Consider the following 26,027-nt stretch of genomic DNA (forward strand, 5'->3'; position numbering starts at 1 on the left):
CGGTATCGATCTCGACCACCGTGTGGGCACGCGTATCGAAACCGCCGGCGGCCGTGGCCAATACGCACACCGGGCGGACGGTGTCGAGGATGTAGTCGATGCGCTCGGCCGGATGGTCCGGGTCCAACGGCACATACGCACCACCCGCGGCGTGCACCGCGTACATCCCGACCACCAGGTCGAGCGAACGCCGCATGCCCAGTGCCACGGTCGAATTCGGCCCCACACCCACGGCGATCAGATGACGGGCCAGTCGATGCGCCCGCGCCGCGAACTCGGCGTAGGACAGACCTGTCCCCTCGAACGTGATCGCGGGCGCGTCCGGGGTGCGCTCGACCTGGGCCTCGAACAGCTCGACCAGGGTCTCGATGCCCGGCAGCGCGTGGGCGGTGTCGTTCCACCGCCGCAGCACCAGCTCGGTTTCGGCGGAGTCCAGCAGGTCGATATCACCGACCGGGCGGTTCGGGTCGTCGACGACGGCGCGCAGCAGGCGGGTGAACCGCCGGGCGAACTCCACCATCGTGGACCCGTCGAACAGATCGGTGGCGTAGACGAGCTCGGCGGCGATCCCGGAGTTGTCCGGGTTCTCCGACAGCACCAGTTGCAGATCGAATTTGGCGGTCTCGATGGGCAGTTCCACCCCGGCAGCCGTGAGACCGGACAGTTCGAGGCTGCTCTGGCCCTGGTTCTGGAAGGCCAGCATCACCTGGAACAGCGGATGCCGCGCGGTGGAGCGGGCCGGGTTGAGGATTTCCACCAGCCGCTCGAACGGCAGATCGGCATGGCCGAAGGCGGCGATATCGGCGGCGCGCACCGACCGCAGCAGATCGGTGAAACCGGTGCCCGCGTCGACCGGTGTCCGCAGCACCAGGGTGTTGACGAACATGCCGATCAGATCGTCCAGCGCGCGTTCACCGCGACCGGCGACCGGGGTGCCGATGGCGATGTCCTCTTCCCCGGACAGCCGCGACAACAGCACCGCGAGCGCGGTGTGCGCGACCATGAACAGCGTCGCGCCGCGGGCACGGGCCAGGTCGGCGAGCCGGGCGTGGGTGTCGGCGTCGATCTCGAAGACATGGGTGGCACCGTGCCCGGTGGCCACCGCGGGGCGCTGCCGGTCGGCCGGCAGGTCCAGCTGATCCGGCAGGCCGGCCAGGGCCTCGGTCCAGTAGGCGATCTGTGCGGCGATCACCGAAGCGGGGTCGTCCTCGGAGCCGAGCACCTCGCGCTGCCACAGCGCGTAGTCCGCGTACTGCACCTCCAGCGGTCGCCAGGCGGGTTCCGCGCCGTCGACCCGGGCGGCGTAGGCGGTCATCAGGTCCCGGGTCAGCGGGCCCATGGAGAAACCGTCGGCCGAGATGTGGTGCACCACCAACGCCAGCACGTGCTCGGTGGGGCTGAGTTCGAACAGTCGGGCCCGGAACGGCACCTCGGCGGTGACGTCGAAACCGGTCAGCACCAGTTCGGACAGTTTCGCGGGCAGATCGGCCTCGGTGACCTCGACCGGGGTCAGGTCGGGGATGACCCGCCCGGTCGGCACGATCTGCTGGTAGGCGGTGCCGTCGACCTCCGGGTAGTAGGTGCGCAGCGATTCGTGCCGGGCCAGCACATCGGCGACCGCGACCTGCAGGGCCTGCCGGTCCAGCAGGCCGGACAGCCGCACCGCGGCCGGGATGTTGTCCACCGCCGAGGCCGGGTCGAACCGGTTGAGGAACCACATCCGCTGCTGAGCCGGCGACAGCGGCACCCGTTGCACCGTCTCCCCGGACGGCAGGGTCTGCGTCGGACGCTGCTGCGGGACCAGAGCGGCCCGGGTTCCGGCACCGGCCCGGGTTTCGGCGCGGGCGGCCAGCGCGGCCACCGTGGACGCCTCGAACAGTTCCCGGACCGCGAGCTCGGTGTCCAGGGCGGCGGACAGCCGGGCCGCGACCTGGGTGGCGCTGAGCGAGTTGCCGCCGAGGGCGAAGAAGTCATCGTCCAGGCCGACCCGTTCCAGGCCGAGCACCTCGGCGAAGGTCTGGGCCACGATCTCCTCGACCGGGGTGGTCGGGGCGCGGAACACCGCGGCCTCGAACACCGGTGCGGGCAGCGCCAAGCGGGCGAGCTTGCCGGAGGCGTTGAGCGGGAACTCGTCCAGCTCGATGATGACGGCGGGGACCATGTAGCTCGGCAGCTGCCGGGACAGGTCCTCGCGCACGGTCTCGGTGTCGAGCACCACGTCCGGCGCGGCGATCACATAGGCGACGAGCTGGTCGCCGGTGTGCTGGTCACTGCGCACCACCACCACCGATTGGGCGATCTCGTCCAGCGCGGTGAAGGCGGCCTCGACCTCGCCGAGCTCGATACGCAGACCGCGCAGCTTCACCTGGAAGTCGGTGCGACCCAGGTATTCCAGCTCACCGTCGGCGGTCCAGGACACCAGGTCGCCGGTGCGGTACATCCGCTCACCGCTACCGAACGGGTTCGCCGCGAACCGGTCCGCGCTCAGATCCGGGCGCGCCACATAGCCGCGCGCCAGCTGGGTACCCGCCAGATACAGCTCACCCGCGACACCCACCGGAACCGGCCGCAGCCGGGCGTCGAGCACGTACACGCGGGTGTTGAACACGGGTGCGCCGATCGGCACCGAGACGGTGTCGGCGTCGGTCACCTCGTGATAGGTGACGTCGACCGCGGCCTCGGTGGGGCCGTACAGGTTGTGCAGGCTCGCGCCGGTCAGCTCACGCAGCCGGTGCGCGGGCTTCGGCGACAGCGCCTCACCGGAGGCGAACACCAGGCGCAGCGAGGCGCACTGCTCCGCGGCGGGATCGGCCACGAAAACGGCCAGCATGGATGGCACGAAGTGGATGACGGTGATCCGCTCCTCGGCGATCACCGATGCCAGATACGCCGGATCGCGGTGGCCGTCCGGTTTGGCGACCACCAGCCGGGCACCGACCTGCAGCGGCCAGAAGAACTCCCACACCGACACGTCGAAGGTGGCCGGTGTCTTCTGCAGGACCGCGTCGGAGCCGGTCAGGCCGTACTGCGACTGCATCCACACCAGGCGGTTCACGATCGCGGCATGCGAAACCGCCACACCCTTCGGGCGGCCGGTGGAACCGGAGGTGAAGATCACGTAGGCGGTGTTCGACGTACGCAGCGGAGCCCGCCGGTGGGCGTCGGTGACCGGCTCGTCGGGCAGCCCGGACAGATCGAGCAGATCGATGCGCACCTGGGCGGTATCGATCTTCAGATCGTCACCCGCGGTGAGTACGCAGACCGGGTCCGCGGTCTGGAGGATGTACTCGGTGCGCTCGGCCGGATGATCCGGATCCAGCGGCACATACGCACCGCCGGCGACGCTCACCGCGTACATGCCGATCACCAGATCGAGCGAACGCCGCATCCCCAGCGCCACATACGACTCGGGGCCGACACCGCGTTCGATCAGCCAGCGGGCCAACCGGTTCACCCGGCGAGCGAACTCGGCGTAGGACAGAGTCGTCCCCTCGTAGGTGACCGCGGACGCGTCCGGGGTGCGCGCGAGCTGCGCGGAGAACATCGACACCAGGGTCGCGGCGGTGTCGACCGGGCGCGCGGTGTCGTTCCACCGCGACACCACCAGTTCTCGTTCGGCGGCTTCCAGCAGATCGATATCGCCCACCGCCGCATCGGGTTCGACGGTGATCGCGGTGAGCACCCGCACCAGGCGGTCGGCGATCCGGCGCACGGTGGGCTCGGCGAACAGATCGCGCAGATAGCCGGCGCGGATCCGCAGTCGGCTGTCCAGTTGCGCGATGAGGGTCAGCGGATAGTGGGTGGCGTCGACGGCCTCCAGACCGGACACGCTCATACCGTCGATATCGGCGGCCTGCGCCTGCAGGCCCTCGGAGTCCACCGGGTAGGACTCGAACACCACCAGGGTGTCGAACAGGTTCCCGATCCCGGCCGCGGACTGGATATCGGCCAGCCCCACATAGTGGTGGTCGAGCAGGTCGGCCTGTTCACCCTGGATTCGGGTGAGCAGCCGGCGTGCCGATTCGGCCGGGTCGAACCGCACCCGCACCGGCACGGTGTTGATGAACAGGCCGACCATGGACTCCACCCCGGCCAGCTGCGGCGGCCGGCCGGACACCGTTGCGCCGAACAGCACATCGTCGCGGTCGGTCATCCGGCCGAGCAGGACCGCCCACGCGACCTGCAGCACCGTATTCGGAGTGACACCCAGTTCGGCGGCCAGCGCGGTGAGCCGCGCGGTGGCCGGTTCGTCGAGGTCGAACACGTATTCGCCGGACAGGCTGGTGATCTCCCGCGACGAACCCGCGCCGTCCGGGCGCGACAGCATCGTCGGTTCGGTCACGCCGCGCAGTGCCTCGGACCAGGTGGCCAGCGAGACTGCGTGGTCCTGTTCGGCCAGCCATTCCAGGAAATACCGGTAGGACCGGGCGGCGGGCAGCGCGCCGGTATCGGCGTGCGCCGCGTACAGCACCAGCAGATCCCGCATGAGCAGCGGCATGGACCAGCCGTCGAGCAGGATGTGGTGGTTGGACACCACGAATTCCCAGCGCTGCTCCGCCACCTGGATCAGGGTGAACCGGATCAACGGCGGTTCGGTGAGGTCGAAGCGGCGCAGCCGGTCCTCGGTGATCAGGTCCGCCGCGTCGCCGGTGGCGGTGCGGTCGTGTTCGGTCCAGTCCACCCGGACGCCGTCGAGCACCACCTGCACCGGGTTGCCGGCGCTGTCGGTGAGGAACGCGGTGCGCAGGTTCTCGTAGCGGTCCACCAGCGCCTGCGCCGCGGCCCGCAGTCGGGTCGAATCCAGCCGGCCGGTGAGGGTGAGTACCGCCTGCGCGGTGTACACGTCGACCGACGCGGCGGCCAACCGGGCGTGGAACAGCAGACCGGACTGCAGCGCCGACAGCGGCCACATATCCGTCAGTGTCGGGAACCGCCGCTCGAAGGTGTCGATATCGCCCTGGGCGATCCGCACCAGCGGGAAGTCCGACGGGGTGTGTCCACCCGCGGTCTCCGATTCGGCGTGGCGGGCGACGGCTTCCAGCGCCGCGACCCACAGGTCGGCGAATTCGCGGATCTCGGCGGCCGACAACAGCGTGGACGGGTAGCGGATGGTGGTGGTCAGCGTTTCGCCGATCACGATGGCGTTCAGGTCCAGCGGTGCCATGGCGGGCATGTCCGCGTCGTAGTCGCCACCGAGCGCGCCCAGTTCGGGCGCGGGTACCCAGCCGAAACTGTGCAGCGCCTCCGGGATCTCGCCGGCGGTCACCCGGCCCAGGTAGTTGAAGCTCACCTGGCCCGGCAGTTCGATCGGGAGTTCGCCCGAGGTATCGCGGTTCAGGTAGCGCAGCAGGCCGTAACCGATGCCCTTGTCGGGCACGGCGAGCAGCTGTTCCTTGACCGCCTTGAGCACGGCGCCGAGTTGGTGGCCGCCGCCCAGGGCGGCCTCGATATCGAGGCCGGCCAGGTCGAACCGCACCGGGAAGATCGCGGTGAACCAGCCGACCGTCCGCGACAGATCCGCGCCGGGGACGACGTCCTCTTCACGGCCGTGGCCCTCCAACCGGATCAACAGCGGATCGTCGGTGCGGGTCTCGGGTCGGCGGCGGGCCCGCCAGGTGGCGGTCGCCAGTGCGAGCGCGGTCAGCAGACCGTCGTTGACGCTGCCGTGGAAGAGCGCCGGCACCGTGGTGAGCAGTGACCGGGTGGCCTCCGGCGAGATCTCGACCTGCATCAGGTCGATCACGCCCACGGTGTCGACCGCCGGTTCCATCGGACGGTCGGTGAGCAGCGGATCCGGGGTGTGGACCACCGAACGCCAGTAGTCCAGCTCGGTCACCCGCTCGGGGGTGTACGCCTCGCGTTCCAGCGCGTGCGCCCACGCCCGCATGGAGGTGGCGGGGGCGACGAGTTCGGGCTGCCGGCCGGCGGTGATCTGTCCCCAGGCGGCGACGAAGTCGGGGACCAGGATGCGCCAGGACACACCGTCGACCACCAGATGGTGCGCGAGTACGACCAGTCGGCCCGCCCGGTCGGCCCGGTCGGGTTCCAGCCAGACGAAGCGGATCACCACGCCTGCCGCGGGATCGAGCCGATCCAGGGCGGAATCCACGGCCTTGGCGGCGACCTCGAACAGTTCCTCATCGTCGGCGGAGGCGTCGAACACGGCCTGCTCGATGAGCGCGTCCACGTCCACGGTGCCCGGGGCGGAGGTCTCCACCTCCCAGTCGCCGTCCACCGGGTACAGCCGAGCGCGCAGCACATCGTGCCGGTCGATGACGGCGCCCACCGTGGCGGCGATACCGGCACGGTCGATACCCACCGGGAGCTCCAGCGCCATCGACTGGTTGAAACGGCCGAACGATCCGCGCCGCTCGGCCATGAACCGCACCACCGGGGTGAGCGGCATCCGGCCGACACCGCCGCCGGGCGGTTCGGCCAGCGCGGGCACGGCGGCGGCGGCCTCTCCGGTTTCGGCGACCGCGGCCAGGCCGGCGACGGTGCGCTGCTCGAAGACGTGCCGTGGGGAGAAGAACACCCCGCGCGCCTTGGCGCGCGACACCAGCTGGATGGAGACGATACTGTCGCCGCCCAGGGCGAAGAAGGAATCGTCCACACCGACCCGCTCCACGCCGAGCACCTCGGCGAACAGTTCGGCGATGCTCTGCTCCACCGGGGTGCGCGGAGCCCGGAACGCGACATCGGCCGCGAACACCGGCTCCGGCAGCGCCTTGCGGTCCAGCTTGCCGACGGGGGTGAGCGGAATATGGTCGAGCACCATGATCGACGACGGCACCATATAGGTGGGCAGCCGCTGCTCGATATGATCGGTCAGGGCCGGAACGTCGATCGAACGGCCCGGCGCGGCAACGACATACGACACCAGCGAGACAGCGCCCGCGGTGCTGCGGTGCCCGATGGTGACCGCGAAGTCGACGTTCTCGTGCGAGGTCAGAGCGGCGTCGATCTCGCCCAGTTCGATACGGAAACCGCGGACCTTGACCTGGAAGTCGGAGCGGCCCACATATTCCAGGCGGTGTTCGATCTCGCCGTCGGGCAGGGTGCGTGAGGTCCAGCGCACCACGTCGCCGGTGCGGTACATCCGCTCGCCCGGCGCGTACGGATCGGCGACGAACCGGTCGGCGGTGAGCGCGAACCGTTCATGGTAGCCGCGGGTCACCGCGGCGCCGGAGATGTACAGCTCGCCCGCCACGCCCTCCGGGACCGGTTGCAGCCGGGTGTCCAGCACCAGCGAGCGGATCCCGCGGATCGGCCCACCCATGGTGAGCGCGTCGCCGGGGCGCAGCGCGGCACCGATACCCACCACCACGGTGGTCTCGGTCGGACCGTAGATGTTGTGGAAGGCGCGCAGCGGGCGGTCCGCCAGGGATTCGTCGCCGAGTGGCGTGGCCCACTTGGCGAGCAGGTCCGCCGAGTAGGCCTCGCCGCCGACGGCGATCGTCCGCACACTGTCCAGTCCGGTGGGATCCACCGTCGCCAGCGCGGCCGGGGTCATGAACAGATGGGTGACCTGTTCGCGGCGGATCAGGTCATACAGTTCCTCACCGCCGAACACACCCGTGGGCACGATGATCAGCGCGGCAGCCGGTCCCACCGCCAGCAGCAGTTCCATGATCGAGGCGTCGAAGCTCGGCGAGGAGAAGTGCAGGGTGCGGGAGTCGGAGTCCAGACCGTAGCGCGCGATCTGGTCGGCGCTGAGGTTCGCCAGACCCGCGTGCGGGACGATGACGCCCTTGGGCACGCCGGTGGAGCCCGAGGTGTAGATGACGTAGGCCAGGTTGTGCGGGCGCAGCGGACGGACCCGGTCGGCGTCGGTGACGGCCGCGGCGCTGTAGGCGTCCAGGTCGAGGTCGTCGAGCACCAGCCAGTTCACCGAATCCGGCAGGTCGTCGCGGACGGAGGCGACGGTGAGACCGACCTGGGAACCCGAGTCGGTGAGCATGTGCTCGATACGGTCGGCGGGATAGGCCGGGTCGATCGGCACGAACGCCGCACCCGATTTGCTGACCGCCCATTCGGCGAAATACGAATCCGCCGAACGCGGAATGGCGACAGCGACCAGATCCTCGGTGCCCAGCCCCCGCTCGATCAGCAGGCGCGCCAACCGGTTCGAGCGTTCGTCCAACTCGCCATAGGTGAGACGGGTGTCCCGGTAGACCACGGCCAAGGCGGACGGGTCCCGGGAGACCGCGTCGGCGAACAGGTCCGGCAAGGTCCGGGCCGCCAGACCCGGACCGCCGGTGCGCCGCACCAGCTCGATCCGCTCGTCGGCGTCGAGAATATCGATCGCACCGACCCGCACCTCCGGATCGGCGGCGATGGCCGCCAGTACCCGCTGCCAGCGGGTCACGAACGATGCCGCGGTGGATTCGTCGAACAGATCGGTGGCGTAGGTCAGCGCCAGCGCCATACCGGCGGGACCGTCGGCATCCGTCCGGTTCTCCGACAGCGTGAACTGCAGGTCGAACCGGGAGACGTTCTCATCCAGTTCCAGCGCCGACACGCTCAGGCCGGGCAGCTCGAACGTGGCGCGGTCGAGGTTCTGGAACGACAGCGCCACCTGGAACAGCGGGTTGTGCGACTGCGACCGTTCCGGCGCCAGCAGGTCCACCAGCCGTTCGAACGGCACATCGGCATTGCCGAACGCCTCCAGGTCGGTGTGGCGGACCCGGTCGAGCAGTGCGGTGAACGATTCGCCCGGCTCGAACCCGGTGCGCAGCACCAGGGTGTTGACGAACATGCCGACGAGGTCGTCGAGTTCGGCCTCGCCGCGTCCGGCGATCGGGGTGCCGACGGCGATATCGTCGCCGCCGGACAGCCGCGCCAGCAGCACCGCCAGCGCGCCGTGCAACACCATGAACAGTGACGCACCGCGCTGCCGGGCGAGCTCGTCCAGTGTCGCGACGAGTTCCGGAGAGAGGTCGCGGTACAGGGTCGCGCCGCGGTGCGAGGCGACCGGCGGCCGCGGCCGGTCGGCCGGCAGGGCCAGCTCGTCCGGGATACCGGCCAGCGCCCGCTGCCAGTAGGCGACCTGACGCGCCAGCAGCGATTCCGGATCGTCCTCGGAGCCGAGCACCTCGCGCTGCCATACCGCGAAATCGGCGTACTGCACCGGCAGCGGCGCCCAGCCGGGGGCGCTGCCCTGGATGCGGGCGGTGTAGGCGGTCATCACGTCACGGGCCAGCGGACCCATCGAGAAACCGTCGGAGGCGATGTGGTGCACGACCACGACCAGCACATGCTCGTCGCGGCGCACCCGGAACAGCCGGGCCCGCAGCGGAACGTGTTCGGCCACATCGAACCCGGTGGAGGCGAATTCGGTGATGGTCGCGACGAGCTCGGCCTCGCCCACCGAGCGGGCACGCAGTTCGAGCTCGATCTCCTCGGCGGCGACGACCACCTGATGCGGTGTTCCGCCGTGTTCGGGATAGCGGGTGCGCAGCGGCTCGTGCCGGCGCACCACATCGTAGATCGCGAGTTCCAGTGCGGCGGTGTCGAGTTCACCGGACAACCGGATGGCCAGCGGCAGGTTGTAGGCCGCCGAGGAGGTGTCGTACTGGTTCAGGAACCACATGCGCTGCTGCGCGTACGACAGCGGCACCGGTTCGTCACCGGAACGGTCGCGCGGCGCCAGGCGGACGCGGGACTCGCCCTCGGTATGCGATTCCACCCGGGCTGCCAGGGCCTCCACGGTGGTCGCCTCGAACAGCGCCCGCACACCGACGGTGGTGCCGAGGGCGGCACCGATCCGGGACACCACCCGGGTGGCGATCAGCGAGTTGCCGCCGAGGTCGAAGAAATCGTCGTCCAGGCCGACCCGCTCCACGCCGAGCACCTCGGCGAAGACCGCGGCCACCGCTTCCTGGACCGGGGTCTCCGGCGCCCGGAACGCCCGGGACTGCGCGGTGGGCGCGGGCAGGGCACGGCGGTCCAGTTTCCCGTTGACGGTCAGCGGGATCCATTCCAACCGCACGATCGCCGAGGGCACCATGTACGACGGCAGCAGCTCGGCGGCGCCGTCGCGCACCGTGTCCAGGTCGGGCGTGGCGTCGGCGTCGGCCACCACGTAGGCGACGATGCGCTGGTCGCCCGGCTGGTCCTCGCGCACGATCACCGCGGCCTGCGCGATACCCGGCTGTGCCAGGACAGCGGCCTCGATCTCGCCGAGCTCGATCCGGAAACCGCGCACCTTCACCTGGTCGTCGGCGCGACCCAGGTATTCCAGTTCGCCGAAGCGGTTCCAGCGCGCCAGGTCGCCGGACCGGTACAGCCGGGAACCGGCGGCGTCCGCGTCCGCGAGCGGGTTCGCGACGAACCGCGCCGCGGTGAGGTCGGGTCGGCCCAGATAGCCGCGGGACAGCTGCCCGCCGGCGATGTAGAGCTCGCCGGCGACACCCACCGGCACCGGCCGCAGCCGGCTGTCGAGTACATACACCCGGAGTCCGGAGACGGCGCGCCCGACCACGCTGCCGGCCGCGCCCGCGATGGTGGCGGCGTCCAGCGCCCGATAGGACACGTGCACCGTGGTCTCGGTGATGCCGTACATGTTGACCAGCAGCGGCGACGCGGTCTCCCGGTCGCCCGTCGACAGCGCCCGGCCGGCGGTGCCGTCGCCGTGCCGGGCGACCCAGTCGCTCAGCCGGCGCAGTTCCAGCGCCTCACCGCCGAACACCACATAGCGCAGCGCCAGCGGCGAGGTCGCCGACGCGGTGCGGTCGGCCTCGGCCAGCTGGTAGAACGCCGACGGCGTCTGGTTGAGCACGGTCACCCGCTCGGCGCGCAGCAGTTCCAGGAACTGTTCCGGGGAGCGGGAGGTGTAGTAGTCGACCACCACCAGGGTGCCGCCGTAGAGCAGCGGACCCCACAACTCCCATACCGAGAAGTCGAAGGCGTAGGAGTGGAACAGCGTCCACACGTCGTCGGGGCCGAAACCGTATTCGCGGTCGGTATTGGCGAACAGCCGCACCACGTTCCGGTGCGCCACCGCCACGCCCTTGGGGCGACCGGTGGAGCCGGAGGTGTAGATGACGTAGGCGATATTGTCCGGGCGCAGCGGCGCGAGCCGGTCCGCGTCGGTGATCGGAGCGTCGTCGGCGTCCTCGACATCGCCCGCCTCCACGGCGAATCCGTCCACCACCACGCGCGGCAGCCGCGCGGGCAGGTCCACCTGCACCGCGGAATCGACGATCACACTCGCCGGACGCGCGTCCTCGATCACATAGGCGATACGTTCCGGCGGATAGGTCGGATCCACGGGGACGTAACCGGCACCGGACTTGATCACCGCGAGCAGCGCCACCACCAGGTCCAGCGAACGCGGTAGCAGCACGGCGACCAGCGTTTCCGGCCCGGCACCGTCGGCGATCAGGCGGCGGGCCAGAACATTGGCCCGCCGATCCAGTTCGGCGTAGGTGAGGCTGTCACCGCCGTAGCGGGCCGCCACACGGTGGGGGTGTTCGGCCGCGGCGGCGTCGAACAGGACGGCCAGGGTCGCCGTGGCGGGGTCGTCGACGGGCATATCGTCGGCGGTGAAAACACCCACGCTCGCCTCGGCGCCGGAACCGGCCCACCGCTGGGCGACATCCAGCCGCTCGGACTCACCGAGCAGATCGATATCGCCGACCGCGATTCCCGGCTCGTCGACGATCGTGCGCAGAATGCGCAGCAGTCGGTCGGCGAAGGCGGCCACCGTCTCCGGGTCGAACAGATCGGTGGCGTAGCTCCACGACAGGTTCAACTCGCCCGCCGCCCCGCCGGCGTTCTCGACGGCCTGGGCTTCGGCGACGGTGAGCTGGATATCGAATTTCGCCAGGCCCGCGTCGAATTCGACCACGTCCAGGTCGAGTCCCGGCAGTGTGACCGTACCGGCCTCGGCGGCCGAGGCGGCCTCGAAGGTGAGCGCCACCTGGAACAGCGGGTGATGTGCCTGGGACCGGACCGGGCTGAGGATGTCGACCAGCCGTTCGAACGGCACATCGGCATGCGCGAAGGCGGCCAGATCGGCCCGCCGCGCCTGCTCCAGCAGGTCGGTGAACGGCATTCCCGGCTCGACCTCGGTGCGCAGCACCAGGGTGTTGACGAACATACCGACCAGATCGTCGAGCACCTGGTCGCCGCGGCCGGCGATCGGGGTGCCGATGGCGATATCGGTGCTGCCCGACAGCCGCGCCGCCCAGGTCGCCAACGCCGCGTGCACCACCATGAACAGGGTGGTGCCGTGGGCCCGGGCCAGTTCCTCCAACCCGGTCCGCAGCCGGGTGTCCACCGAGAAGGTGTGGGTGGCACCGGTATTCGAGGCGACCTCGGGGCGGGGGCGGTCGGCGGGCAGTTCGATCTGGTCCGGCAGATCGCGCAGCCGTTCGGTCCAGTAGGCCACCTGGCGGGCCGCGAGCGACTGCGGGTCGGACTCGTCGCCGAGCACCTCACGCTGCCACAGCGTGAAGTCGGCGTACTGGACCGGCAGCGGCGCCCAGCCCGGCACCTCGCCGCGGCTGCGTTCGATGTAGGCGACGACGAGATCGCGCAGCAGCGGACGCAGCGAGAAACCGTCCCCGCTGATGTGGTGCACGACCAGCAGGGCGATATGGGTCCGCCCGTCGATGCGCAGCAGATGCGCGCGCAGCGGCGGGGCGGCGGTGACGTCGAAGTGCACGCTCGCCAATTCGACGATGCGGGCGGTCACCTCGGCGGCGGTCACCGGTTCGGCGGACAGCTCCGCCCGGGCCTGGTCGATGGGCAGCACGTGCTGGTAGCCGACACCGTCCACCTCGGGGTACACGGTGCGCAGCGCCTCGTGCCGGGCCAGCACGTCGTCGAGGGCCGCGTTCAGGACCGCGATATCCAGCTCGCCGGTCAACCGGACGGCCACCGGGATGTTGTTGACCGCGGTGCGGTTGTCGAACCGGTTGAGGAACCACATCCGCTGCTGGGCGAGCGACAGCGGCACCAGTTCCCCGCGTTCCCGCTGCTCCAACCGGATCCGGCCGCCCTGTCCGGCGGTGGATTCCAGGCGCACCGCGAGCGCGGCGACGGTCGGCGCCTCGAACAGGGTCCGCACCGGGACCTCGGTATCGAAGGCGACGCCGAGCCGGGCCGCCACCTGGGTGGCGATCAGCGAGTTGCCGCCGAGGGCGAAGAAGTCGTCGTCCAGGCCGACCCGTTCCACCCCGAGCACATCGGCGTAGGTGCCGGCGACGATCTCCTCGACCGGGGTGGTCGGAGCCCGGAAGGTGGCCGCGGTGAACACCGGATCGGGCAGTGCCTTGCGGTCGAGCTTGCCGGAGGCGTTGAGCGGAAAGGCGTCCAGTACCACGTAGGCGGTCGGCACCATATAGGCGGGCAGGCGTTCGCCCAGTTCCCGCTGGACGGTCTCGACGTCCACCATCCGGTCGGGGGCGGCGACCAGATAGGCCACCAGCTGGTCGCCGGTCCGCTCATCGGTGCGCACCAGCACCACGGCCTGGGCGACGCCGGCCGACGCGGTGAGGGCGGCCTCGATCTCGCCGAGCTCGATACGCAGACCGCGCAGCTTCACCTGGAAGTCGGTGCGGCCCAGGTATTCCAGTTCCCCGTCGGTGTTCCAGACCACCAGGTCGCCGGTGCGGTACATCCGCTCCCCGCCTGTGCCCCTGGACCTGCCCACACCGAACGGCGTGGCGACGAACCGCTCGGCGGTGAGGTCGGGCCGGCCCACATAACCGTGGGCCAGTTGGGCGCCCGCCAGATACAACTCACCCGGCACACCCACCGGAACCGGCCGCAGCCGGGCGTCGAGCACGTACACGCGGGTGTTGAACACCGGCGCGCCGATCGGCACCGACGCGGTGTCCGCGTCGGTGACCTCGTGGAAGGTCACGTCGACCGCTGCCTCGGTGGGACCGTACAGGTTGTGCAGCCGGGCACCGGTCAGCTCGCGCATCCGCTGCGCGGTCGGGGCGGGCAGCGCCTCACCGGAGGCGAAGACATTGCGCAGGCTCGGGCACAGCGGGCCGGCCCCCAGCGGCTCGGCGGCGCCCGCGTCGGAGTCGGCGAGCCCGGTCAGCGCGCTCACGAACACCGAGAGCATGGACGGCACGAAATGCGCCGTGGTGACCTGTTCGGCGGCGATCAGCCGGGCCAGGTACACCGGATCGCGGTGCCCCTCCGGTTTGGCGACCACCAGCCGGGCACCGACCTGCAACGGCCAGAAGAACTCCCACACCGACACGTCGAAGGTCGCGGGCGTCTTCTGCAACACCACGTCGTCGGCGGCGAGACCGTATTCGGCGTGCATCCACACCAGGCGGTTCACGATCGCGGCATGCGAGACCGCTACGCCCTTCGGCCGACCGGTGGAACCGGAGGTGAAGATCACGTACGCGGTGTTGTCCGGGCGCAGCGGACGGTACCGGTCGGCGTCGGTCAGGGGCGCGTCGGAGAACTCGGACAGGTCGAGTTCATCGATCCGCAGTTGGCGCGAACGGGAGATATCCAGGTCGGCACCGGAGGTGAGCACACAGACCGGGTTGGCGGTTTCCAGGATGTAGTCGATGCGCTCGGCCGGGTGGTCCGGATCCAGCGGCACGTACGCACCACCCGCGGCGTGCACCGCGTACATTCCGACCACCAGGTCGAGCGAACGCCGCATTCCCAGCGCCACATACGATTCCGGTCCCACCCCGTCCCGGATCAGCCGGCGGGCCAGCCGGTGTACCCGGGCGGCGAACTCGGCATAGGACAGACTCGTCCCCTCGAAGGTGACCGCGGTCGCGTCCGGGGTGCGCACGACCTGCGCCTCGAACAGCGAGACCAGGGTGGCCGCGGCATCCCCGACCGGGGAGGTCAGCGCGGCGTCGAGCGGGAACTCGGTGGCGTTCCAGCGGTCCAGGATCCGCAGCCGCTCGGTCTGTTCCAGCAGTTCGATATCGCCCACCGCGATATTCGGGGCCGCCGCGACGGTACGCAGCACGCGCAGGAACCGGCCGGCGAAACCGCGGGCGAAGTCGGCGTCGAAAAGGTCGGTGGCGTAGACGAGTTCGGCGTCCATCTCCGACGTGTCGGAGTTCTCGCTCAGGGTGAGCTGGAGGTCGAACTTGGCCGTCGGCGGGTCCACCCGCAGTTCCGACACGGTCAGCCCGGGTAGTTCGAGCATGCTCGTGCCCAGGTTCTGGAAGGTCAGCATCACCTGGAACAGCGGATGCCGGCCCTGCGAACGGGCCGGGTTGAGCACCTCGACAAGCCGTTCGAACGGCACACCGGCGTGCGCGAAGGCCGCCAGGTCGTGTTCGCGCACCTGGGCGAGCAGCTGGGTGAACTCGGCGCCGGGTTCCACCCGGGAACGCAGCACCAGCGTATTGACGACCATGCCCACCAGGTCGTCGAGCGCGGCCTCACCGCGTCCGGCCACCGGGATACCGATGGCGATATCGTCGGTGCCGCTCAACCGGGCCAGCAGGGTCGCGAAAGCGCTGTGCACCACCATGAACAGGGTGGAGCCCTGGGCGCGGGCCACCTCGTTCAGAGCGTCGACGAGATGTCCGGGCACCGGGAAGCGGTGCGTCCCGGCCATATACGACGCCACGGCGGGCCGCGGCCGCGGTGACAGCCGCAGTTCCTCCGGCAGACCGTCCAGCTCGGTACGCCAGTAGTCGAGTTCGCGGGAGACCAGCGAACGCGGATCGTCCTCGGCGCCGAGGGTTTCGCGCTGCCACAGCGCGTAGTCCACGTACTGGATGGCGGGTGGCGCCCAGTCCGGCAGCTCGCCCGCGGTCCGGGCCAGGTACGCGGTCATCAGGTCGCGGACCAGCGGACGCATCGAGAAACCGTCGGCGGCGATATGGTGTGCCACCACCACCAGGATGTGGTCGTCGACCTCGCGGCGGAAGACGCGCATCCGCACCGGCGGTTCTGCGGTGACGTCGAAACCGCGGTCGATGAACTCTACGACGGCCGCGAGCAACTCGTCCGGATCGGGCTCGTCGATCACCTCGATGGTCGGAACCGCCTGCGTGGACGGCAGCACCCGCTGGTAGCCGACGCCGTCGTGCGAGGGGTAGACGGTGCGCAGCGATTCGTGCCGCGCGACCACATCGGCGACCGCCCCGCGCAGCGCGGTGAGGTCGAGCGTGCCGGTGAGCTGGACCGCGACGGGAATGTTGTTGGCCGCGGATTCCGGATCGAACCGGTTGAGGAACCACATCCGCTGCTGGGCCGGCGACAGCGGCGGGCGTTCGGGACGGGGGCGGGCCGCGGTGAGCGCCGGACGCGCCCCGGTACCCACATGCGAGCCCACCCGGGCGGCGAGCCCGGCCACGGTCGGCGCCTCGAACAGCGTCCGCACGCCGACCTGCGTGTCGAGCGCCGTACTCAGCCGCGCGGTGACCTGGGTGGCGATCAGCGAGTTACCGCCCAGGGCGAAGAAGTCGTCGTCCGCGCCGACCCGCTCGAGACCGAGCAGTTCGGCGAAGATACCGGCCACCATCTCCTCGATCGGCGTGGCCGGCGCCCGGAACTCGCGGGCGACCAGTTCGGGTTCAGGCAGGGTCTTGCGATCCAGCTTGCCCGCGGGGGTCAGCGGGATCTCGTCCAGCACCATGATCGAGGTCGGCACCATGTACGTCGGGAGCCGCTCGGCGGCGTACGCGGACAGGGCCGCGGTATCGACGGTGTGTCCGGGCACCGCCCGCACGTACGCGACCAGCATCGTGGAGCCGGTGTGCAGTTCGTGGCCGAGAGTGACAGCGAAGTCGACATCCGGATGTGAGGTCAGGGTGGCGTCGATCTCGCCCAGCTCGATACGGAAACCGCGGATCTTCACCTGGAAGTCGTTGCGGCCCACGTATTCCACGGCCGGCTCGCCGGAACCGTCGCGGCGCCAGCGCACCACGTCGCCGGTGCGGTACAGCCGCTCGCCGAGGCCGCCGTACGGGTCGGCCACGAACCGGGCGGCGGTGAGCTCGGCCCGGGCGTGATAGCCGCGGGCCAGCTGGATACCGCCGACATAGAGTTCGCCGGCGACCCCTTCGGGCACCGGGCGCAACCGGCTGTCCAGGACCAGCGCCCGCATACCGCGGATGGGCCCGCCGATAGTGACCGGGTCGCCGGGCGCGAGCCGCGCACTGATATTGGTCGCGACGGTGGCCTCGGTCGGACCGTAGGCGTTGTGGAAGCTGCGGTACACCGAATTGCCGGGTACCACCGACCATTTGGCGACCAGATCGGCCGAGACGGCCTCACCGCCCGCGATGATCACCCGCATACCGGCCAGCGACGCCGGATCCAGCGACGCCAGCACCGACGGCGTGATCAGACCCGCCGTCACCCGCTCGCGCGCGATCAGCTCGCTCAGCTCGTCGCCGCCGTAGGTGCCGGGCGGCACCACCACCAGGGCGCCGGCCGACCCCACGGCCAGCAGCAGCTCCAGGATCGAGGCGTCGAAGGACGGGGACGCGAAGGCCAGGGCCCGTGCCGAGGAGTCCAGGCCGTAGCGCTCCACCTGGACGGCGCTGAAGTTCGCCAGACCCGCGTGGGTGACCACTACGCCCTTGGGCAGACCGGTCGAACCGGAGGTGTAGATCACGTACGCCGTGTGCCGCGGCTCCAGCGCACCACGCCGGTCCGTGTCGGTGACCGGCTCCGACGAACGGGACTCGATATCGGCGACAACCGCCGGATCGTCGAGCACCAGCCAATCGCCGGCAGCGACCGACGGCAGCGTGTCGGCCTCGGCGGCGAGGGTGATACCCAGCCGGGCACCCGAATCGGAGATCATGTGCGCGATCCGGTCGGCCGGGTAGGCCGGGTCGACCGGCAGGAACGCCGCACCCGATTTGGCCACCGCCCAGACCGCCAGCACCGATTCGATCGACCGCGGCACCGCCACGGCCACGATCGTCTCCGGACCGGCCCCGCGGTCGATCAGCACCCGCGCCAGCCGGGCGGCGGCCGCGTCGAGCTCGGTGTAGGTCAGCGAACGTTCCTGGAAGACGACCGCCTGGCCGTCGGGATTCGCCGCTGCCGCGGCCGACATCAGTTCCGTCAGCGTCCGCGGCCGCACCGCCGGTCCGCCGGTCCGGCCGAGCAGACCGGCGCGTTCGGATTCGGACAGGATCTCCAGTTCGCCGACCGGCCGATCCGGTCGTTCGGTGATCTCCTCGAGCAGCCGGATGAAGCGTTCGGCGAAGACCTGGACCGTGCCGTCGTCGAAAAGGTCTCGGGCGAAGGAGAATTCGCCGAGCATCCCGCTGTCGGTGTCCCCGCCCGCCTCGCGGAGCGTCAGCGAGAGGTCGAATTTCGCCAGGTCGACCTCGAAATCGACCGGGGCGACCCGCAGTCCGGGCAGTTCGAAGGTGTTGTCCGGCAGGTTCTCGAACGACAGCGCCACCTGGAACAGCGGATGCCGCGCCTGTGAACGCGCCGGGTTGAGTACCTCGACAAGCCGTTCGAATGGCACGTCGGCGTGCGCGAACGCCTGCAGGTCGGTATTGCGCGCCTGCGCCAGCAGTTCGGTGAATGTCATACCGCCGTCGACCTGGGTGCGCAGCACCAGGGTGTTGACGAACATGCCGATCAGGTCGTCGAGCGCGGCCTCACCGCGACCCGCCACCGGCGTGCCGATGGCGATATCGGCCATACCGGTCAGCCGGGCGAGCAGCACGGCCAGCGCGCTGTGCAGCACCATGAACGGCGACGCGTTGTTGCGATGGCCCAGTTCGGCCAGCCGGCGCTGGACCCCGGGGGCGATGACGAACGAATGCACACCGCCGCGGTAGGACGCCACGGCCGGCCGCGGCCGGTCCGAGGGCAGCGTGAGCTCGTCGGGCAGGTCGGCCAGTTCCCGCTTCCAGTACCGGATCTGCCCGGCGATCAGCGAATTCGGGTCGTCCTCGGACCCGAGCACCTCGCGCTGCCACAGCGCGTAATCCGCGTACTGCACGGGGAGTTCGGACCAGGCGGGTGGCTCCCAGGTGGTGCGGGCCGCGTAGGCGACCATCACATCGCGCGCCAGCGGGCCCATCGACCAGCCGTCGGCGGAGATGTGGTGCACCACCATCCCGAGCACGTACTCGGTTTCGCTGATCTCGAAAAGCCGTGCGTGCAGCGGCACTTCGTTGGTGACGTCGAAGGCCATGGTCGCCAGCTCGATCAGGTGATCGATGAGGGTGTCCTCGGTGACCCGGAACGGGGTCAGGTCGGGCACGATCTGGGCGGCGTCCAAAATCACCTGCACCGGCGCGCTGCCGGTCTCCGGGAACACCGTGCGCAGGGATTCGTGCCGGTCGATCACGTCGATGACGGCGACCTGCAGGGCCGCCACATCGAGATCGCCGGACAGCCGGATGGCGACCGGGATGTTGTTGACGGCCGATTCGGTGTCGTAGCGGTTGAGGAACCACATCCGCTGCTGCGCCAGCGACAGCGGGATCTCCTCCGGCCGGGTCTGCGCCACCAGCGCCTGGCGCCCGCCGTCGCCGGCGTGTGATTCCACCCGCGCGGCCAGCGCCGCGACGGTGGACGCCTCGAACAGCATGCGCACCGGCACCCGGGTGTCGAGCGCGGTACCGAGCCGGGACGCGACCTGGGTGGCGATCAGCGAGTTGCCGCCGAGTTCGAAGAAGTCGTCGTCCGCGCCCACCCGGGACAGGCCGAGCACCTCGGCGAAGATCCCGGCCACGATCTCCTCGATCGGCGTGGACGGGGCGCGGAATTCGCGCACCTCGAACACCGGGGCGGGCAGGGCCTTGCGGTCCAGTTTGCCCGAGAGGTTGAGCGGGAACGCGTAGAGCACCATGATCGCCGACGGCACCATATAGGCCGGCAGCAGCCGCTGTAGCGAGTCCCTTACGGCGTCCACGTCGACCGCGGCGTCGGTGCCGACCACATAGGCGACGAGCCGGCCGCCGGCAACCGTATCGGCGACGACCACCGCCGCCTGCGCAACCTGCGGATGCTCCAGCAGTGCCGCCTCGATCTCACCCAGCTCGATCCGCTGTCCGCGCACCTTGACCTGGAAGTCGGTGCGGCCCAGGTACACCAGTTCCCCGTCGAGGGTCCAGCGGACCAGGTCGCCGGTGCGGTACAGCCGCTGTCCCGCCGCGCCGAACGGGTCGGCGACGAAGCGTTCCGCGGTCAGGTCGGGACGATCGTGGTAGCCGCGGGCGAGCTGCGCCCCACCGAGGTAGAGCTCGCCGGGGACACCGGCCGGGACCGGCCGCAGATCCTTGTCCAGCACATATGCCCGGGTATTCCATACCGGGCGACCGATCGGCACCGTCCCGGTGGGGACCTCGTCGGCGAACCATGAGGTCGCGTTCACCGTGAATTCGGTGGGGCCGTAAAGGTTGTGCACGGCCGCGGTGGAGAACTTGCGGACCGCGGCGACCGTGGCCGCCGGCAGCGCCTCGCCGCCGACGGACAGCGAACGCAGCGAGGAGCATTCGGCCGCGGACGCGGTGGTGAGGAAGACCGACAGCAACGACGGCACGAACGAGGTCGCGGTAACCCGGTGCTTGCCGATGATCTCCGACTGGTACATCGCGTCGCGGTGACCGTCGGGCACCGCGATGATCATCCGGGCGCCCACGGCCAGGGTGCTGAACAGCTCCCACAGTGAGGCGTCGAAGGTGAACGGCGTCTTGTGCAGGACCACGTCGGCGGCGGTGATCCCGACGGTATCGATCTGCCAGCGCAGCTGGTTCACCAGCGCGGCGTGGCTCACCGCGACCCCCTTGGGGCGGCCCGTCGACCCGGAGGTGTACAGCACGTAGGCGATATGTTCCGGGCGCAGCGGGGCCGTGCGTTCGTCCGGGGAGATCGGCGCGGGGTCCACATCGTCCAGGACGAGCGCATCGATGTGCAGGACCGGGCAGGTGTCGGTCTCGGCCTGGTCGTGGGTGGTGGTCAGCAGGACCCGGGCTCGGGAGCCGGCGAGCACGTATTCGCTGCGTTCGGCCGGATGGTCGGGGTCGATCGGCACATAGCCCGCGCCGGCGGCCAGCGCCGCGTAGACGCCGACCAGCATATCGACCGAACGGCGGATGCCCACCGCGACAAGTGTTTCCGGGCCGATCCCCTGGGCGATGAGGACTCGGGCCAGTCGATGCACCCGAGTGGCGAGCTCGGCGTAGGTCAGTTCGACGGTGGGGCCGAATTCACCCCGGTGCGTGTCGCCGTCGAACACCACGGCGATCTCGTCCGGCCGCGATCGCACCTGTTCCTCGAACAGATCCAGGACGGTACCGGCGGGAACCGCGTGCTCGGTGCGGTTCCAGCGGTCGAGGACAGCGGTCCGCTCCTCGGTGTCGAGGAGGTCGATATCCCGGACCTTCGTCTCCGGGGCGGCCACCACGGCGTCGAGCAGCCTGCGGTACCGCTCGACGAACCCCTCGATCGTCGCGGAGTCGAACAGATCGGTGGCGAAGGAGACCGCGGCGTCCATACCGGCCGGTTCGCCGGAGCCGCCGCGTTTCTCGGTGATCGTCCAGCCGAGGTCGAATTTGGCGATATCGACCTCGAGCTCTTCTACGCGCAGCGACAGCCCGGGCATTTCCAGGGTCGCGTGCGCCATCTCCTGGAACGACAGCATCACCTGGAACAGCGGATGCCGCGCCTGGGAACGCGCCGGGTTCAACACCTCGACCAGCCGTTCGAACGGCACGTCCGCGTGCGCGAACGCCGCCAGGTCCCGTTCCCGGGTATCGACCAGCAGTTCGGTGAACGACTGCCCGCCGTCCACCTCCGAACGCAACACCAGGGTGTTGACGAACATGCCGATCAGGTCGTCGAGCGCGGCCTCACCGCGACCCGCCACCGGCGTACCCACCACGATATCGGTGGTGCCCGACAGCCGGGCCAGCAGCACCGACAGCGAGGCGTGCAACACCATGAACAGCGTGACACCGTGGCGTCGGGCCAGCGCCTCGAGCCGGGTGTGCATATCGACATCGATCTCGAACGACACCCGGCTGCCGTGGAAGCTCTGCACCGACGGACGCGGTCGGTCGACCGGCAGATCCAGCTGATCGGGCAGCCCCGCCAGTTGCTGCTGCCAGTAGGCGATCTGGCGCGCGGCGATGGAATCCGGGTCCGTCTCCGCACCGAGCACAGTGCGCTGCCAGACGCTGAAGTCCTGATACTGCACCGAAAGCGGCGGCAGTTGCGGCTCGGAACCGGCCGCCCGCGCCAGATACGCGGCGGCCACGTCGCGCGACAGCGGCCCGAAGGAGAAACCGTCGGCGGCGATATGGTGCAGCACGAACGCGACCGCGTATTCCGCGGTCCCGTTGGAGCGGTTGCCGGTCACCTCGTAGATCCGCCCGCGGAACGGCAGTTCGCGGGTGACATCGAAACCGGTGGCGGCGAATTCGGTCAGCGCCGCGGGCAGTTCGGCCGCGTCGATCGTCTCGACCGGGATATCGATGTCGACCTGGTCCATCGGCAGCACCAGCTGGTAGCCCCCGTCGCCGGATTCGGGGTAAACGGTCCGCAACGACTGCTGCCGCTCCACCACATCACCGAAGGCGGCATGCAGCGCCGCCAGATCCACCTGGCCGTGCATCCGGATCACGAACGGCAGGTTGTAGGTCGGGGCCGTCGGATCGAACTGGTTGATGAACCACATCCGCTGCTGCGCCAGCGACAGCGGAACCCGTTCGGGCAACCGCTGCGCGACCAGCGGCAGCCGGGACTCGTCGGCGGGGGTGCTCTCGGCGCGGGCGGCGATACCGGCCACGGTGGGGGTCTCGAACAGCGTCCGCACCCCGAGCCGGGTGCCGAAGGCGTCGCTGATCCGCGCCACCACCTGGGTGGCGACCAGCGAGTTACCGCCCAGCTCGAAGAAGTTGTCGTCGACGCCGATCCGCTCCCGGTGCAGCACGTCGGCGAAGATGCCGGCCACGATCTGCTCGGCGGGGGTCTGCGGGGCCCGGAAAGCCGCCTCGTCGACGGCGAACACCGGTTCGGGCAGCGCCTTGCGGTCCAGTTTGCCGCTGGTGTTCAGCGGGAAGGCGTCCAACACCATGATGGACGCGGGAACCATGTAGGCCGGCAGCTTCTCGGCGACGAACCTGGTCAGTTCGGCGGGCTCCACGGCGTGGCCGGGCGCCGGCACCACGTAGGCCACCAACTGCTGGCCGGTGGCGGTGTCGACCACCAGCACCACGGCCTGGCTCACCGCGGGATGTGCCAGCAGATCGGTTTCGATCTCACCGAGCTCGATGCGCTGGCCGCGGAACTTCACCTGGAAGTCGGTGCGGCCGATGTATTCCAGGACCCCGTCGGCGCGCCGGCGCACCAGGTCGCCGGTGCGGTACATCCGCTGCCCGGCGGCGAACAGACCGGCCACGAACCGGTCGGCGGTCAGATCCGGGCGGCCGTGGTAGCCGCGGGCCAGCTGGCGGCCCGCCAGATACAGCTCTCCCGGCGCTCCGATCGCAGCCGGACGCAGCCGCGAATCCAGCACGTAGGCCTCGACATTCCATTCCGGAACGCCGATCGGCACCGTGGTGGTGTCGGCGGCGGTGACCTCCCAATAGGTCACCGAGACCGCGGCTTCGGTGGGGCCGTAGAGATTGTGCAGGCCCGCGTCGGTGAGGGCGCGGAAACCGGCGGCCGTTTCCGGGGGCAGCGCCTCGCCGATCACGAACACCGCGCGCAGCGATTCACACTGCTGCGGGGTGGCCTGCGAGACGAAGACCGTCAGCATGGACGGGACGAAGTCGGTGACGGTCACCCGCTGTCGGGCGATGGTCTCGGCGACGTAGACCGGGTCGCGGTGACCGTCGGGGGTGGCGACGACGAGTTTCGCGCCCACCATGAGCGGCAGGAAGTAGCCCCACAGCGAGACGTCGAAGGTGGTCGCCGTCTTCTGCAGGTACACATCGTCGGCGGTGAGCCGGTACTCGTCCAGCATCCACAGCTGCTGGTTGACGATGGCGTGCTCGGAGACCGTGACGCCCTTGGGACGGCCGGTGGAACCCGAGGTGTAGATGACGTAGGCGGTGTTGTCCGGACGCAGCGGCGCGAGCCGGTCGGCGTCGGTGACCGGCTCGTCGGAGTACGCGGAGGTGTCCAGGGTGTCGATCCGCAGCTCGCGCACCGATTCCGGCAGCTCCAGATCGTCGGCCGAGGTGGTGAGCACGCAGACCGGCGCCGCGCTGTCGAGGATGTAGGCGGTGCGGTCGGCGGGATGGTCCGGATCGATCGGCACATAGGCGCCGCCGGCCCGCAGCACGGCGTGTATACCGATGACCAGGGCCGGCGAGCGGCGCATCCCCAGGGCGACCCGCGATTCCGGGCCTACTCCGTCGGCGATCAGGTACCGGGCCAACCGGTTCACCCGGGCGCCGAACTCGGCGTAGGTGAGCGCCTCGCCCTCGAATTCGACGGCGATCCGGTCCGGTGTGCGCGCGATCTGCGCGTCCAGCAGCGCGGGCAGCGTGGTGGTCGGCACATCGCGCACCGTGTGGTTCCACTCGGTCACCGACCGGAGGCGTTCGGCGTCGGTGGTGATGTCCAGCCGCCAGACCGGCTCGTCCCCGGACGCGGCCAGGAACCGGTCGAAGAATTCCAGGAAGCGTGCGTGGTGCCGGCGCGTTTCTTCCTCGGTGTAGAGGTTGGGGTTGGTCTCGAAGTCGATATGGGACCGGGTGCCGCCCACCGAGGTGTAGAAGTTGACGCCCAGGTCCTCGATACTGCCGGTGGACAGCACGTGCAGGGCACCGACCATATCACCGAGCACCAGCTCGTCGTTGAACAGCATGATGTTGACCCACGGGCCGAAGAATTCCGTGGTCACCACCCCGCCGCCGGCGGTGTCGCGGCGGATGTCCTCGTGCCGGTAGCGCTGGTGCCGCAGCGCGCCGGACACCTCTACCGTGACCTGTTTCAGCAGTTCGGCGACGGTGGTGTCGGTGCCGACGTGCAGCCGCAGCGGCACGATGTTCGACGAGACGCCACCGGAGCGCCGCATGGCGGCGGTGGTGCGCGCGGTCACCGGCAGGCTCAGGATGACGTCGGAGACGCCGTTCCACTGGGCCAGATACCCGGCGAAGGCGGCGAGCAGCAGCCCGGCCTGGGTGGAATCGTGCCGCTGCACGGCGGCCGCCAGCAGCGCGTTCTGTTCCTCGGACAGCGCGGCGCCGGCGATACTGTTGACGGCGGCGGGCGGGGCGGACCGACCGGCCAGGCCGATGCCCTCCTCCAGACCGGCCACCCGCTCGGCCCAGTGCTGTTTATCGGTTTCGAACCGGCTGCTCTGGCGGTAGGCGATCTCCTGCTCGTAGAGCGTGCGCAGGTCGACGGCCTTGGAATTCGGGGCCTCGGCACCGCTGACGTACGCCGTGTAGAGCTCGGCGATCCGGTTCATATTGGTCATGGCGCCGAACCCGTCGAGCGCGATGTGATGCGCCCGCGAGTACCAGTACCAGTGATCGTCGGCCAACTGCAGCGCGGCGATCATGATGAGCCGGTCTTCGGTCAGGTCCAGCGGCCGGCTGTACTCGGCACGCATCCACTCCTCGGCGGCGGCCTCCGGGTCGTCGGCGTCGCGGAAGTCTACGTAGACGGCCTTGTCGTAGTCGGCGATGCCGTGGTCGATGTACTGCAACGGTTCCCCGTCGCGTTCGACGATGCGCAGGAAGCCGGAGCCCAGTTCGTGCGAGGCGTCGATACCGGCCCGCTCCAGGATGTCGACGTCCAGATGTCCGTGCAGGTCGACGTACTGCGCGATATTGACCGGCACCTGTGGGTCGACATGCTGCGCGTACCAGATACCCAGCTGCGCGGGAGACAGTGGGAACGTATCCCGATCAGCGGCCCCTTCACCACTGCCTGCTCCGTTCCCGCCGTTTTCCAGCCGGTCCAACCGTTACCTCGCTTCCGGAAAGCCCGGAGGGCATTCCCCGACAACACCCGGGCTCGACGCACGCCTGTGCCGGCGGCATCGTCCTGCTCCGGATTCAGTTCTCGTACCAATCAGACAAAATGTTCATCGGCAATATCCGCTTGCCCGCCCGACCCCGTTACATCGGGGG

1 protein-coding gene is annotated in these 26,027 nt (G+C 69.9%); it reads right to left on the reverse strand.

Features of this window, described 5'->3' with window-relative positions; translation table 11 throughout:
- A partial coding sequence (locus tag ON20_RS22340) for a non-ribosomal peptide synthetase (protein WP_040838317.1) occupies nt 1-25,858 on the reverse strand: 25,858 nt, incomplete at its 3' end.
- Nucleotides 25,859-26,027: the final 169 nt, after the last annotated feature.

The organism is Nocardia brevicatena NBRC 12119, from assembly GCF_000308495.1.
Lineage (GTDB): Bacteria > Actinomycetota > Actinomycetes > Mycobacteriales > Mycobacteriaceae > Nocardia > Nocardia brevicatena.